Raw genomic sequence first — 16,424 nt, forward strand, 5'->3', positions numbered from 1 at the left:
CTTTGAATTTCTTCTTCAACTTCAGAAAATCCATTTTTGCGGTTTCAAACCTTTCAGAGATAAGCGGGTTTCAGCTTTTTGTAATCTTTTTAGCCACTGCCTGTACTTCATCTAGCACTCTTAATAAGTTGCCTCCCCATAATTTTTCAATGGCTTCCTCTGAGTACCCCCTTTTAACCAACTCAGCTGTTACATTCATGGTTTCCGATGCATCTTCCCAGCCTTTTATGCCTCCGCCACCATCAAAATCCGAACTTATACCTACATGATCTATTCCTATTAAGTTCACCATATAATCAATATGATCTACAAGATCGATGACACTGACATCTTCTGGGACGTTTTTTTTGGTTTTGATCAATTCGCTCCCAATACCCTTTACTTTTCGGTAATTCTTGTAATAAGTCTCTTTTTGTACTGCGTCTAAACTTTGTACTTGGGACCGATCATACCAATCTATGCCTAAAGAATCGGCAATATGTGCATATAATCGCTTCAAATAGGCCGTTCGTTCTTCATGTTTATCTGTATTGAGATAGGATCGAAATGCAACGGTTTGAACGACCCCACCATTCTCCTTCAAAAGCTGCAATTGCTCATCGTCTAAATTACGACTGTGGTCACAAAGTGCCCTTGCCGAAGAATGCGAAGCGATTATAGGGGCTTTGGACAATTCGACCATTTGTATCATGGATTCTTTGGATGGATGGGAAACATCTATCATAATACCCAATCTATTCATCTCTTTTACAGCTTCTTGACCCAACTTACTTAAACCATTATGTAACCATATATTGTCGGCTTCCCCAGTGTTCGAATCGCAAAATTGACTATGGCCATTATGCGATAAAGAAATATATCTTGCGCCCATTTCATGGTATTTTTCAAAATTGGACAGGTCCTCACCAAGGGGATAGGCATTCTCGACCCCGATCATGGCCACTTTTTTGCCAGCTGCATTGATGCGGCGAACATCGTCTGAGGTTAAGGCAAGTTCGATCTTGTCAGGAGCGATTTCTTCGCAAAGCCTATGAATTGCATTAAACTTGGCCATGGCATTTGCTTTTGCTTTATCATAACCAATGGCGTTCAATGAATCTTGACCCGTATAAACGATAAGCCAAGCGACATCTAAACCACCTTCCTCCATCTTGGGAATATTTACCTGGGTTTTAAGTCTTTGGGTATAGTTGATCGATGGGGTGAAATTCGCAACATTAATATCGGCATGGGTGTCTATCGTAATGATTTTTTCATGGATTTCGCGAACCTCTCTTTCCGCTCCCATCCCTGTTTTTTTCTGGTCATTACCGCAAGAAAAGAGGGTAAAAAGACCGCATAGGATAAATGGATATTTCATGCCGAAAATTTTTTATACCTACAAATAAAGCAATTTGACAACACAATAGGCCCATTCGATAACAATTTGTTGTACAAGATGCCAGTAATGGCGAGTTTTAGAAGATTATAAAATAGAAAGTCCAATCCCTTGTTGCCTGCAAAACACAGAGAAGCCAAGTATTGAACAACAGTATCAACCCAAATCGACCAATTCATTGAAAGCTACTAGAATACTTTCGCACATATCATTTTTAGAATCCGAATTGAAAGCATATTCCTTTGAGGAATTGAATTCATGTGAGGGTGCTGAACTAAAAAGGACTTTTGAATCTTTTAAAAGCTGCATAGAGGAAAAGCTCTTTAACCCATCTCCAAAGAGGGACCACAAAGCCCTGAATTCCAATGATGGGAACAGGGTACTTGTACAAAAGAAGATATCAAAACAAAAAGCCGTTCCAAATGCGACCAAACTTATAGCCAGGGTAAGCCATGAGATCAGAACCCCATTGAATGGGATTATTGGATTTAGTGATCTTCTGAAGGAAGATCACCTGACCGAAAATCAACTTCAGAAGGTCGAAGCGATTCACAACGCCTCTGACGCTCTGATGGAAATCGTTAATGAACTCCTTGAATACGCCAAATTGTCAGAGGGACTTGAAGTGACCGAGCATATAGACTTTAATTTTCAGAGCGTTCTTGATAATGTCGAGTATCTATGTAAAACGCTGATTACAAAAAAAGATGTGGCGCTACTTTTGGAAGTTGAACCGGGAATCCCAAATGTACTAAGAGGAGATCCAAGCAAACTGTCCCAAGTACTTCTCAACCTATTGGGAAATTCAATAAAATTTGTTGAAAAAGGGGAAATAAAACTTTCCATTACACAAAAAAGTCAACGCAACAAGAATTTGACCCTTGCCTTTAAAGTTTCAGATACCGGAATCGGTATTGCCCAAGAACAGTTAGGGGATATTTTCGATTCTTTTAAGCAAGTAGGTGAGGATACCTATGCCAAATACGGCGGTAGCGGCTTAGGATTAAACATTGTAAAACAGATCATTGAACTCTTAGGCGGAAACATTACCGTGTCTAGCGAACTAGGCAAGGGAACTACGTTCGATTTCGAAATACCTTACGAAAAAGGAGATAAAAGCAATGTTGTCCAAAGGTTCGTCGATACCGAGGCTTTAACTAATGCCGCGCAAAAGGTAAAGGGTATGAGTATCGTGGTTTTTGAAGATAATACCATGAATCAACGGGTAATCGAACAACGTTTAAAAAATTGGGGAAGCAAGGTGTTTATAACTGATAATGGACAAAAAGGTCTTGATTATATAGCGGAAAACAAGGTTGATCTGGTATTGATGGATTTAAGAATGCCCGGTATGGATGGGTATACCATCACGAAAAAAATAAGGAACCATTCAAACAAAAACATTAATCGTATCCCTGTGATAGCGATTACCGCAGATATTACCATTAGTGAAAAGGAAAATGGGAAAGCAATTGGCCTAAATGATTTTATTCTTAAACCCTTTAACCCGGAAGAACTATTGTTGAAAATTGTTAATCTGGGTACAAATGATGTCATTTCAAAACCTAATGTCCTACCTAAAAACAAGACCATGCAGACTACCGATAGATCAACACCCAAGGCAAGTTTATCTACTATGCAAGAAGAATGCATGGGGGATTATGGCTTCTTAACAGAGTTGGTACGCTTATTCAAGCAAAATGTCCTGGAATTCGTAGGGGCCTATAGCGTGCATATGAAAAATGCCGATTGGGAAAATTTGGCCTTTGCAGCACATAAGATTAAAGCCGGTGTGAAATTGGTAGAAGCAAATGCCCTTTTGGATATTGTTCAGAGAATACAAGCCCTGGCCAAAACGAACACAACTTCCAATGCCAAGGAATTGGAAAACCTGAACAAGTCTTTTATAAAAGAGTACGAATTGGTTGAGATCACTATTGATAAAGAATTGGAGACCATAGGAAAAAAGAAGTAAGACATAATGGAGAAGAAAACACTTTTGCTGGCTGAAGACGATGAATTACTGGCTTCCTTGTTGAACTACCGTCTGGAAAAAGGAGGTTATAATGTAACCCATTGCCGTGATGGAAAGGAAATGAAAAAAGCTTTATCCATTCGTGTACCGGACATCATCGTCAGTGATATCATGATGCCCTATTTTTCAGGAATGGAACTGATCGGCTTTGTGCGGAAAGAATTGAACTCAAAAGTCCCAATAATCATCATATCGTCTGCGGGTAATGAGGAAAATGTTTTGAATGCCTTTGAAATGGGGGCTAATGATTTCATTTCTAAACCCGTTAGCCCAACAGAACTATTGGTTCGTGTGGCAAGAGAATTGAAGAAAACCTAGTTTGCAAAAAAAACTGTCGACATATAAAAACTTTTTCCTGATAAGTTCCCCGACGATTCATGAAGATCTGTTATGGGATTTTTCAATATTGTTTGTGGGCTTAACCGTTGTGTACTTTGCTTCAGTTTTCTTCTTTAGAAATAAAATTTCCTCAAAACGAAAAAAGGTCAAGGAAAAGAAAAAGCAATTCTCGCCCATGATCAGTGAGTTTCTCTTTTTCGAATCGGATGCCCCAAAAGATGAAAAAAGTAATTATGTTAATCTCAAGATCGAAATTCGTGAGTTGATCAAAGATCGACTTCATAGAAAGGTGTTGACCGAAATACTATTAGACCTAAGAAAAGACGTTTCTGGGGAAACACAAAAACGTCTGTTTGGTTTATACCAGGACCTAGGTCTGCATAAGGATGCATTCAATAAACTAAAAAGCTGGCGTTGGCAGATCGTTTCAAAAGGAATTTATGAACTCGCCCAAATGCAAGTGGCCGAATCCTATGGATTTATTAAAAGATTCATCAATGATAAAAGAGGAACTATACGCAAGCAAGCCGAAATAGCGATAATTACACTTAACACAGAAGGGCTGAACTACTTTCTCGATACTACTGAATATAGAATATCCGAGTGGCAACAGCTTAAGCTATTGGATGTAATCCGAAATCAGGACGACTTTCAGCCTCCGAGGTTCAAGGCTTGGTTAATTTCCAGTAATAAACATGTTGTTCTATTTGCCCTTAGATTGATCAAATATTATAATCAAAATGATGCGTTTGCCTCCATCACGGAATTGGTAAAACATCGTAACGACCAAATCAAAAAAGAAGCCATAAGTTGTATTAAGGAATTTCACGTACAAGAGGCCTTACCTACTTTAAAAATAGTTTTTTGGAAGAGTTCTGTGGATATAAAGATTGCGATTCTTGATGCTATCGCCGAGTTGGGAACTCCGAGCGATTTGAATTTTTTACGATCTATAGATAAAAAGGTATCCAATTTTTCTGTTCGGAGCAAGGCCTTAAGTAGTATCAATGCAATTGCACCCGAAAGCGTAATCCCTACACGGGGTATCGTACAACTAAAAGGAAATCAGACACCTAAAGATATCGTTATTAAAGATTTGGAGGATAAGGAACATCAAATAGAGCAGGAAGTCGAGGACGTTATCGAGGAACTGGACAATGATGAGGAATTGAAACCAGTGGACAAAATAGAGGAAAAAGGAAAAACCATACTATCAGAAGAAATGGACACTTCTTTTGACTTGGATGAACAGGCGTTACAAAGAGACCAAGTAACTGCGGAAGAGGAACCTATCGAAGAATCGGAACTTCCAAGCGCTATTGATTTCGCTAAGGAAACCAACCAGAATGAAGAATTACCGCATGAAGTGTCTGTCGAAGAAAATGATGAATTATTCGAAGTTGATGAAGCGGATCAAATAGAGGCCGCGGATATAAATGAAACAACCCCCACCTTAAACTTCGGGTTTTTACCCATCGTGGTCAATGCCGATGAAACTCAGGATTCGGTCAATGAAGAAAAAGATGCGTCCTTGAACATCGAAGAAGAAGAACAGGATAGTACCATAAATGCCATGTATGAGGCATATGAACATTCACCCCCAACTTCTATGGACCACCCTTTACCTATTGAGGTAAAAGAAGAAATAGAAATCAACGATGAATTTGACCCTATTGAATTTGCGTTTTTGCCCTTAGTTGTGGAAAACGAGACCATAGGGGAAGAGAAAGAGATTTTAGACATGGAGCAGAATGAACCCAGTATTCAGCAAGCAAATGAAAGGAAGAATATCCCTGAAACCAGTGACTTGACTATGGATTCAGAATTAAACGGAGGAGACACTCCGTTTTTTGACTTTTTACCTTTCGTTACAGAAAGTGAAGAGGTAGAGAGCGAAGATGCAATGCCTATAAATGAATTCACGGATAGTACTGCACCTAATACAGAAGAGGCCCTTAACGAGGTAAAAACAGATATAACTGCCGACATGAAACCAAAAGAAACAGGGGAAGATTCCATTGAATGGCCAATTGAAGAAAACGACATGCCATTTTCACCGGTCTTGCGGTTTGCTTCCTTTGAGGATGTTGAGGATAACATTAGCGAGGATACAAAATCTATTAGCCAAGAAACCTTGGACATTCTTTCTAGTCTTCCCAAACCAAAATTCTATGATGGGGAAACCATGATCACCATGCGTTTGTTGGATGATATAGAGGAACTTGGCGATCAACGAGAAATACCCTTATTGAAGGAATTGCGTTCAAAATCGAACCAGGTCGTTATAAGAAATAGAATTGAGCAAATAATGCAGCAATTCAAGACTCGGGAACCTAAGACCTTTTCCAAGGACACCATAGCATCAATAAACGAAGAATTTAAACCATTCAGTGTTTTTGAAGATCTATTCAGGACCTGTGATATCGAGGCAAAACTGATTTTAATGGATGAAGTAGTCGCAGTAGGTGATGAAAAGGAATTGGGTTTCTTAAAAGCGCTTACCAACGATCCAGATAAAGACCTTCGGGAAAAAGCCATAAAGGTGCTTGAAGCATTGGATAGTAGGTTATTTCGGGAAAACCTGTCCTTTGATCCTTCTGAGACCTTTATAACCGATGCCCCCAATAGTAAGACCGACCAAGGGAAGGATTATAATTCCTTATTTAAACAATTATTATCAATACCCACAAAAATTATAGATAAAATACATGGATAGCGGCGTATTCAATATGATTTTAGAATACATAAACATTGTTTTCCTAATGTTTACGATTATCTTATTCACCATGTTTACGATTATGGGGTATTTATCGACCCGTAATTCGATACATTATAGAAACAAGAACAGTTTTGGTGATCTTTCCAAAATCATGGCTTCTCCCTTATCACCAAGTATAACGATTATCGCACCGGCCTATAATGAGGGACTAACCATTGTGGAAAATATTCGCTCCCTTATGTCATTACGCTATGTCAACTACGAAGTGATGGTTGTCAACGATGGAAGTAAGGACGATACTTTGGAAAAAATGATCAAAGCCTATGATCTGATTCAGGTAGAATATGAACTAGACCCAAACTGGAAGAGCAAGCCCGTTAGGGGCATTTATAAATCCCGACGCAAGGCGTTTTCGAAGCTTACGGTTATCGATAAGGAGAATGGAGGAAAATCCGATGCTTTGAATACCGGAATTGCACTTTCCACGAATCAATATGTGGGATGTATCGATGTAGATTGCCTTTTAATGCCCGACGCCTTGTTACATGTCGTCAAATCGTTCTATCAAAGATCGGAAAAACAGGTCATAGCCGTAGGGGGCGTAATCCGAATCGCCAACTCATGTGTAATTTCGGGCGGACAGTTGGAAGAAATTCGCTTGCCTAAAAATTGGTGGGCGAGATTTCAGGTTTTGGAATATACAAGATCGTTTATCTTAGGGAGAATGGCTTGGGGACGTATCGATAGCCTTCTGATCATTTCTGGTGCCTTCGGGTTTTTTGACCGCCAAATTGCTTTGGAAGTTGGGGGTTATGATACCAATACGGTAGGGGAGGACATGGAGATTGTCTTCAAAATGCGTAGGCACATGCATGAACAAAGAAAACCCTATACTATAGAATATATGCCCGATCCGTTGTGCTGGACCGAGGTACCCGAGGACCCAAAAATATTGATCAATCAACGGGATCGATGGGCTAGGGGCAATCTAGAGACCCTTTTTAAGCATAAGGACATGTTCTTTAACTCCAAGTTCGGTAGACTGGGACTATTAAGTTATCCCTATTGGTTTTTTTATGAGTGGCTGGCTCCATTATTGGAATTCTTCGGTTTTCTTACGGTTATCCTATTTTGGTATTTAGGCATTTTGAACTGGGATTTTTTCATAGCCATAACCGCTACCGTCTATGTATTCTCGATCATGTTCTCTTTTTACGCCATTTTATGGGATGTGTACTCTTATAATGAATACAAAAAGACCAAGGATATATTGATCCTTATGAGTTGTGCTATTCTTGAGCCCTTTATTTTTCATCCCGTTGTGGTATGGGCTGCGGTAAGGGGCAATTATAAAAAACTATTCAATATAAAGTCCGGCTGGGGATTCCAGGCACGGAAAGGGTTTGTGAAAGCAACATAGAAGTAAAAAATGAATACGAGTCAACTAGATAGATACTCTTTAAAGCATTATACAAGATTGATGATCTCATTCTTTGGATGCCTTTTTGTGCTATCCGTATTCCAATATGCTTTCCTTTATTTTAAGGGAGTGGTCGATACCATCTTCGGAATAAGTCTAGTGCTTTACGTAGTACATCAAATCGGATTTACTTCCATTGTCGGTATCATTCTCACCTTTCCGTTTAATTTCTGGGAAAACCTGCGGCCGAGGTATGGATTCAACGTCGTATTTGCGATATTGACCTCACTGTTGATTATCGAGGCCATGCTGATCGGTTATTATTGTACCACCTTGGTGCCCTTGGGAGCTGATTTATTGGGCTATAGTTACTCGGATATTAAAATGACCATTGCCAACTCGGGTGGTTTGGCCATATCGTTATACTTACTCATGGGTATTGCCGTAATCGTAGGATTGTTTTTGGGGTTGTATCGTATTACCTCCAAATTCTATCACAAGATCAGTAGCATGTATCCTTTTACGATCATCCTATTCAGTATATTCATCGCTACACTTTTCACAGAGGGCAAGCCTATCAATCAGAATAAAACACAATACTTAGCGGTAAATCTGTATGCAAGTTCTACCGAGGATAATTCCTATACGGCCGATGTAGAATATCCTCTAATCAAAAGACCGGAAACCGAAAACGTTCTGGGCGCGTACTTTGAGCTTAAAGAAGAGAAACCGAACATTGTATTTATCATGGTCGAAGGATTGGGTAGGGACTTCGTAGGTGAGGGAGCCGAATTTGGAGGTTTTACCCCTTTTTTAGACGAATTAACCACCAAATCGCTCTATTGGGAAAATTGTTTGAGCAATACGGGAAGAACCTTTGGCGTATTACCTTCCTTATTGGGTTCCTTACCTTTTGGAAAAAGTGGATTCATGGAGTTGGAAGAATTCCCTAATAAATTGACGCTTTTTAGCGTATTGAAGAACAATGGCTACCATACTTCATTTTATCAAGGTACCAATAGTTCCTTTGACAATGTCGATAGGTTTCTAAAAAGTGAAAACCTGGATTTTGTCCTGGATAAATCGGGATTTGGAAACAAATATACCCAACAGGCCGAAGATGCGGCTGGATCTTCCTGGGGCTATCCCGATAAGGAACTCTTTAAAAAGAGTATGAGTTTGCCCAGGGAGGCTGACCAGCCCCGCTTGGAAGTTTATATGACGATAAGTACCCACGAACCTTTTATACCCCCTTCGCAAGCATATTATGAGAAAAAGGTAGAAGAGATCCTCTCCAAGGGAAAACATCAAGGGCGGGTGAAAAATATAATTGAAAAAAACAGTAATGTTTTTGCCACCCTTCTGTATACTGACGAAGCTTTGAGCTATGTTTTCGAGGAGTATAAAAAACAACCGAATTATGATAACACTATTTTTATCGTAACTGGGGACCATAGGTTGATCCCTATTCCACAGCGTAATAATATCAGTCGTTTTCATGTGCCCCTTATTATTTATAGTCCCATGCTGAAGGAGACCCGAAAAATGAGTGCGGTATCTTCTCATTTCGATGTAACGCCTACGTTATTGGCGTTGCTGGGCGATAGCTTTGAGCTTAAAATGCCCAAAAAAGTAGCATGGATGGGAACTGCCCTTGATACCGAGACCCAATTTAGGTCGATCAAGGAAATACCGCTTATGCGCAACAAGAATGAACTAAAGGAATATATCAGTGGGGAACTAGTGTACACGGACGGTGATGTCATGGAACTCGATGGGCAAATGGACTTGAATTCGACCTTTAGCGGTGGTTCAAAATTGGAGTCGAAACTCGATAATTTCAAATCGATGAACGCCTATGTGACCATGAAAAATAAGATTATCCCTGATAGTCTTGCGATTTTTTCCATTCAAAAGGAAGCATTCACCGATAGTGAAATTGTTTGGCTTAACAGTGTCTACAACGGACAGGATTCTGACAAAGGATATTTTACGGCTAGGGACTTGGCGTTCGATAGGAAATATGAAAAAGCCCTACTGCTGTGTCGGTACAACCTTTCCGAGGCGCCAAGCCATATCGACACCAAGATATTAATGGGAAGAATAAACGCGTGGCAAGGCAAACATGATGAGGCCATAAAAATATTAAAGGAATGCATCGCCAAGAATCCCAATTATATCGATTCCTATTCCGCATTATTCGATGTGTATTATTGGTCGGACCGGTATAAGGAAGCCTTGGAACTCATTGAACTAGTACAGCAAAATAGCTCCAGTGTCGACGAGATTACCGATAAAATCGAGAGGGCACGCAGGCAGGCGCGTAAGATGCGAACCGCTGTAATATTCAAGAAACATTTGAAACAAACGGAGGCCCCTGTGGTATCCTTAGAATTCCAATGAATAAAAAACGGACATATAGCCTCTTGTTATTCGGATTGATCTGCTTTTGGATTAGATCTCAGGATATCGCCTATAACGATGCGAAACCTACGGTCTTCGAAAATGCCGGCCATATGTTGTATGAGGGGAACCACAAGTCGGCCAAGGAACTTTTGCTTCAGGTGATTTCTAAAGAACCTGATAATTGGGAGGCCCGAACCTTGTTGGCCAGAGCCTATAGTTGGAATGGTGAATATGATAAGGCCCGGACTGCATTTAACAAGGTAATCGCTGTAGAACGTAACCAGGAAGCTATATGGGTTTCGGCCATAAAGAACGAGCTTTATGCCAAAAATGAAGCTACTGCTTTAGGATTGGCCAATAAAGCCCTGATATATCTAAAAAACAGTACCGAGGTAGAGCGACTAAAACAATTGGCTTTGGAACGCATCATGAGCAAAGAGTACCCCGCATTGGGATGGTACAATCAAGAATCTGCCCTGCGAACAAACAACGATTCTAAAAAGAAGCCGAAAGAGAAAACCAATTTGCCGATGACGACCGAAGCGATTTCGGAAGAAGAACCCTCTGGTACCATAAAACCAATTACCCCTGTGGACATGGACATTCAGAATAATAGGGTTTCCATTCGAAATGCATTTACGGTCTTTGACCAACGTTATGACCCTATGATTTATTCCAGTGTTTCATATAGACGTCAAACCTTGGCAGGAAGCATTATACCTCGAGTTAATTATAGTAATCGTTTAGGTAAAAACGGACTACAATATGATCTTGATTTCTATCCCAAGTTTTCGAAACGATTTTATGCTTATATAAATTACGGGTACTCGAACGCAACTATTTACCCAAACCATAAGCTTGGGGGCGATCTTTATGTTAATCTGCCTTGGGCCATGGAATTTTCGGCTGGGGGACGTTATATCAATTACGATACCAAGGATGTTTCCGTAGTCACGAATTCTATCGGGCATTATCGGGGGAATTATTATTTCTCCCTGCGTTCTTATATTACCCCTAGACCTGATAATTTAACTCGGGTATCTGGGAATATCTTGGTTCGTAAGTACCTTAAGGATGCCGAAAACTATATGGGCGTTAATTTCGGAATGGGTTTTTCCCCGGAATTACGACAATTGACCTCGGGTGATGTGCTTCTGGCCGAAACCTTACTTTTTATAGAGTCCCAACGCCTAAGTTTCGAATATCAATTCACGCCCAAAAAAAAGAGTCCTAATATTTATAGAGCGAATATGGGAGTGACGCGACAAGAATTGGTATATGATTCAGGGAACTACTTTTGGGCTATTTCTGGTGGATTCACCTATCAAGTGAAATTCTAGGGCGTTCAAAATTTGTCTGGGTGGTTTTGATTATTTCCACATTTACTTGCCTATACTTCTTTTCAACAAGTAACTTGCGATCATTAACCAGATAGCCCACCATGAATTCTATTTAAAATCATGGAGTGGAGGGCATGAATACCTATCCAAGGTCGATTCCGATTATTTGGTTATTTTGATTGCTTTCCTTTGGATGGCAGTTGATCTCCAAAGGCCCATTTGTCGGCATACATACCATAAACCAATCCGATTTCGTTATCTAGCACATATGTCTCGTCCTTTCCAGGATCGAAGTTTACGTTATATACATAGACCTTTATACCTTGATCACGTAATTGCTCCAATAGCTTTGTTTGGCTGGAAATCATCCTACGCGAGAGGGCTACATATTCAATATTATTGACAGATAGGTAATTAAGTTTATCACCTACTAGACCCAACAAGGGTTCCTGGGAGAGCATGGCATTGATACCATTGTTCAAAGCTTCTTCGACCGCCATAACACTAAAAAGCTCCATGATCAACCTACTTTTATCCACAAAGCTGTCAGCAAAGGCGATAGGGTCATTTACCTTGTCCGTTACGAGTGTTGCATCCGGGTGAGCCGCAAACCAATCATTGATTCCTTTAAAATCCAAGGTATTGTAGTCCCCATAGATTTTATGTTTTTTGAATTCCGATAGGGTCGGGGGTAAGGTGCCCTTATAATCGGTGAACCGGGCCCACATCTTCCAATCATGGGCGGCAACGAGGTGTCCGTCCGAAGTTTCGATGATATCCAATTCAAAAAGACGGAAACCTTTCTTATAATTTTGATCAAGGGCATCCTTTGAGTTGGTCGATTTAATTCCATCAACCTCCCCACCGGCATGGGCAATGAAACGATCTATGTTGGGCTCGTATTCATAATGTACTTTGGGAAAATAGATGTGGTTATCCGAAAGGGTTTGGGGAATTTCCAAGGTAATTGAAGTAGAAATATCATCCACTTGTTCAAGAATGCCTTGGTCCAAGTTATGCATAATATAAGCCTGACGACTTTTAAGGGCACTTAATTTTGAAAAACCCATTTTGGCCAACTTTCCGGATTGTTCGCCTAAACTTTGTGAGGCAGAATCATGGGCAAGAATAGCAAATACAGCCTTGTTTTTTTGCATTCGCCATAAGATATCGACCAAGCTTGCAGAGGCTTCTTTGCTGGCATAGGTATCAAAGGTCCGGAATTCGAATTTATCGACGGTATTGAAATGTATAATTGTAAGTCCCCTTTCAATGGTCTCTGTTTGTCCCGCAATGGTAAACGTACTTCGCTCCTTGGCATTGAATCCGTTGCTTTTCAGTTCAAGTGTGGGGGCCTCCAAAGCAGATCCTTCATATTCATAAGGGGTATGGCCAAAGGATACTTGAAAAAGGAGACTCCATAAGACCAAGTAGAGAACGCTACTTGTTGTTATTGATCCAGGCTGTAGTTTTCCTTTTTTCATATATTGGGTTTACGATGGATGATTTTCTAACGTTCGGAATCTTTACGTCCTTTAACAGTATAAAAACGTTAATCCAGGGTGATTATTGCGGGTATTTCGAATGATTCCCTATACACTTAGGAACCCATTTAACCTTATGGATATTTGGATTTTAATTCTTTTTACCGAGAGTATACTTGAGGCAGATGGTTTTTGGCACAATCGGAACAGTTTTAGGCATAAACAGATAAAGTAGGAGGGAAGTAAGAGGGAAGTAAATACGATAGATGCTTGCGCTATTGAAAATCATCGATGAACTGCAGGGCAGCAGTGTAGTGGGGAAATCCATTCCATTAAAAATACGAAGTTGACAACAGCTTTTTTTTGTTTCACCACAATTTATTGGAGGATGCGTCCGTTATCTATATGTTTACAGTATGAATTTTAACCCAAATCTCCCGACCCAAATACGGGAATAACCTAACCTAAAATCCACATGCTATACGATACCTACGGGGAGGAGTATTTAGCCTTCCTACAAGATTTAAACGAAATTTTAAGTATAAACGAATTAGTGGAATTGGATTATATGTAATCCGTTCCCAATGTGAACCCCAAAAACCCCACAAATTATGGCAAATCAGAATGCAGACAACGCAGCTTACATGAATTTTATCGAGAATTTGAATGAAATCTTGGTAGACATCAACGTCTCCAAGCTCAGTTTTTCGTAGTACGCTGGTAAACAATAAAAAAGAGCCCTGACGATATCGTCAGGGCTCTTTTATTTTTATTTAAACAAGGTGTTGTTTGTCGAAATTTTAGTTTGCATTCGCACCAATGTCCGCCACCGCTAAGATAGCCGATTGGTTGCTACTATTGGCATGTATGGTCACATGGCCGTTCAACCCAAGTAAACCTTCATAGGTAATAGGATTGCCATTATCCAAGTTGGTTATGGTCGTATTACTTATTGAACACTCACAAACCTTTAGGGTGATGGCTACCGAACCACCTTCGGCAGCACTGTTAAAGCGAATAAAAGCCGGATTGGTGGCCGTATAGGCACCTTGTAGTTCTATCAAAACATGGGTAGACCCATTATCTTCTTGAGTGAAGGTTACCGTCCCGGACACTCCGGAATTGGAAACATCGTAAATTTGATATTCAACGCTCTGTAGAATAACGGCTTTAGCCACATCATCTTTACTACAACCAATAAAAACCAAGGCAAGGGTTAAGGCAAGAAAGGAGAGGGAACTTTTCATTTTCATATTATTTTAGAGTTGTTATTTTATACCAAAATTAGAAATAGGTTTAGTTGAAATCACAATTGGGGATGACTTTTCTACAAAATGACGGAAATTACCGACGTAAAGCAGTTTTAGAAAACCAAAAGTCATATTTGTTGTATAAATATCGGATTTGATAGAGGGATGACAACGGTTGTGAAAAGGATTATGGTAATAAATTAAGTAAGGTCACCCTAGCAAAAGGCCTCGAAATTTGTGGAAATAGGATGAAAAATAGGCCTTCCTAGGATAAAAAGGATTCCTCTGGAAAGGCCTTTTAAATTAAGGCTTCACGGAAAAAGAAAATGTATGTGCTAGCGTATTAATTTGCATTTGATCCAATATCGGCTACGGCTACAATAGGGGCTTGGGTACCGACTCCGCTATGAATGGTAATATGCCCATTTAATTGGATCAAACCTTCATAGGTAATAGGACTGCCATTATCCAATTTGGTGATGGTCGTATTGCTAATGGCACATTCACAGGTGTGTAAAGTAATTGCCACGGTACCGCCTTCAGCGGCACTGTTAAAGCGGATATAGGCCGGATTCTCGGAGGTATAGGCACCTTGTAGTTCTATCAACACATGGGTAGAGCCATTGTCTTCCTGGGTAAAGGTCGCTTTGCCCGAGATTCCGGAATTGGAAATATCATAAATGCTGTATTCAACACTTTGAAGTATGACGGCTTCGGCAACATCATCTTTATTACAACCTAGAAAAAGAAGCATTATTACCGATACAGTGACGGAAAGGGAACTTTTAAATTTCATAATACGGGGCTTTAACACTACGAATGTATTTTACAACATCTAAACAGAAACTGATAAATATCAGGTTTAGGTGTTATTTAGTCGAAATTCATAATTTTTCGATGTATGGCACGGACCTAGAACTTTTGAACATTCAATATTTCGTTTACGTGCTTTTCTAAATTACCGGAGATGTTTTACGCGAGTTTTTTGAATTGTTTTAGGGATAATATAAAAAGTCGGCGAGATACAGCGTTGGCCTTCAATGGGTAGGACTTTAAATATTCTATTTTACATAATATAAATTATAGAGCAATTATAGTAATTCCTGTAATAGCGTATTTTCGCGCTATTTGATATAATTCAGTTATAACTACAGCACAGCTATATTATAACGTTTTGAATTATGTTCAAGGGAATTACGAAATATGTAAAAACAACTTACAGGTATTTGGTTTGAATGGTATTCTTAGATACGTTAGCAACCGCTTCATCTCGCCGCCAAAAGTAATCACCCGCTAGGTAATTGCTTTTGTCACGGGTTATATAAAATTACTCATGTGATTTCTATTGATTTTAAAGGAATTCGTGAATGCTGCGCATTTGCCGCTCGGCCAACAACTTATTGCTTTCATAAATACTAAATGCTTTCTCAGCCGCATCGTCTCGCATGAAAAACCAAAAGTCTACTAGACTTTCGCTTTTTACATCGTATTTTAAACGCAATTGCCATCCGCTTGGCCAGCGCCACGACATAAATTTCAAAGATTGAGAATCTTTGAAATTTTGTGCGAGTTGATGCTGATGGCATTTCTTGCAGAAAGTTGTTGTATATTTTTCATAGCATTCCTGCCTGTCGGCAGGCAGGCTCGTAAGCTTGCCGCAACAGCTAACAGCAGTATTTTGGAAGGTCTTGTAGACCTTTTAAAATATGAGCGAGACTATGCGCTGGGAAAAGCGAGATAATTTCTGAGCACTTGCTAACCTCTTGTCTTGTTTTAATCTTTTCTTTTTAGGTACTTCTAACATTATGTAAAATAGGACATAAATTTTAGAGATTAAGTATCTCTTAAATTTTGGGCCAGATGTAGCGTTGGCATTTACTAGCACTGTGTTTGTTGAAGTCTCTTTTCTTTTTTCCTTGATAAAAAAGAAACAAAAATTCAAGAAGAAAATATGCTTCCAAGCGCCCTTTGTGTCTCAATAGCTTCGCCATTAGGGGGTTTCGCGCCCTAACACAAAGCCGAGAGCAATCGTTCTTTGTGTTACCCACAAACC

The 16,424-nt window shown here is 39.7% G+C and carries 11 protein-coding genes; 6 read left to right on the forward strand and 5 right to left on the reverse strand.

Annotated features, from left to right (window positions below):
- Positions 1–70 precede the first annotated feature (70 nt).
- Positions 71–1,360 (reverse strand): dipeptidase, encoded by a 1,290-nt coding sequence (locus HPE63_RS02145; protein ID WP_188312578.1) that lies wholly within the window; start codon positions 1,358–1,360, stop codon positions 71–73.
- Between the two features lie 196 nt (positions 1,361–1,556).
- Here HPE63_RS02145 and HPE63_RS02150 point away from each other — a divergent pair, with 196 nt between their 5' ends.
- Genes HPE63_RS02150 through HPE63_RS02175 form a run of 6 tightly spaced genes read left to right on the forward strand, consistent with a single transcriptional unit; the run spans position 1,557 to position 11,637 of the window.
- Positions 1,557–3,353, forward strand: a complete 1,797-nt coding sequence (locus tag HPE63_RS02150) for an ATP-binding protein (RefSeq protein WP_188312579.1) — start codon at positions 1,557–1,559, stop codon at positions 3,351–3,353.
- Between the two features lie 6 nt (positions 3,354–3,359).
- Entirely contained in the window at positions 3,360–3,731 is a 372-nt protein-coding gene (locus HPE63_RS02155; RefSeq protein ID WP_188312580.1) for a response regulator transcription factor, read from the forward strand.
- Between the two features lies 1 nt (position 3,732).
- Positions 3,733–6,468, forward strand: coding sequence for a HEAT repeat domain-containing protein (locus HPE63_RS02160; RefSeq protein ID WP_188312581.1), 2,736 nt, complete (start codon positions 3,733–3,735; stop codon positions 6,466–6,468).
- Between the two features lie 46 nt (positions 6,469–6,514).
- The gene (locus tag HPE63_RS02165) at positions 6,515–7,891 is read left to right on the forward strand and encodes a glycosyltransferase family 2 protein (RefSeq protein ID WP_394355012.1); all 1,377 of its coding nucleotides are present in this window, start codon (positions 6,515–6,517) and stop codon (positions 7,889–7,891) included.
- A 9-nt stretch (positions 7,892–7,900) separates the two neighbouring features.
- Complete coding sequence (locus HPE63_RS02170; protein ID WP_188312583.1) at positions 7,901–10,294, forward strand: sulfatase-like hydrolase/transferase; 2,394 nt, start codon at positions 7,901–7,903, stop codon at positions 10,292–10,294.
- On the forward strand, positions 10,291–11,637 hold the full coding sequence (locus HPE63_RS02175) for a YaiO family outer membrane beta-barrel protein (RefSeq protein ID WP_188312584.1): 1,347 nt from the start codon (positions 10,291–10,293) through the stop codon (positions 11,635–11,637). The genes HPE63_RS02170 and HPE63_RS02175 overlap by 4 nt, the downstream gene beginning before the upstream one ends.
- Positions 11,638–11,807: 170 nt before the next feature.
- Here the strand turns inward: HPE63_RS02175 and HPE63_RS02180 are convergent, their stop codons facing one another.
- The 4 genes from HPE63_RS02180 to HPE63_RS02195 form a co-directional block, all read right to left on the reverse strand.
- Positions 11,808–13,121, reverse strand: coding sequence for a hypothetical protein (locus tag HPE63_RS02180; protein WP_188312585.1), 1,314 nt, complete (start codon positions 13,119–13,121; stop codon positions 11,808–11,810).
- Between the two features lie 800 nt (positions 13,122–13,921).
- A complete protein-coding gene (locus HPE63_RS02185) occupies positions 13,922–14,368 on the reverse strand; it encodes a hypothetical protein (protein ID WP_188312586.1) in 447 nt (148 codons plus the stop codon).
- A 346-nt stretch (positions 14,369–14,714) separates the two neighbouring features.
- Entirely contained in the window at positions 14,715–15,167 is a 453-nt protein-coding gene (locus tag HPE63_RS02190) for a hypothetical protein (RefSeq protein WP_188312587.1), read from the reverse strand.
- A 555-nt stretch (positions 15,168–15,722) separates the two neighbouring features.
- On the reverse strand, positions 15,723–15,902 hold the full coding sequence (locus HPE63_RS02195) for a hypothetical protein (RefSeq protein WP_188312588.1): 180 nt from the start codon (positions 15,900–15,902) through the stop codon (positions 15,723–15,725).
- Between the last annotated feature and the right edge of the window lie 522 nt (positions 15,903–16,424).

This window comes from Maribacter arenosus, assembly GCF_014610845.1.
Lineage (GTDB): Bacteria > Bacteroidota > Bacteroidia > Flavobacteriales > Flavobacteriaceae > Maribacter_A > Maribacter_A arenosus.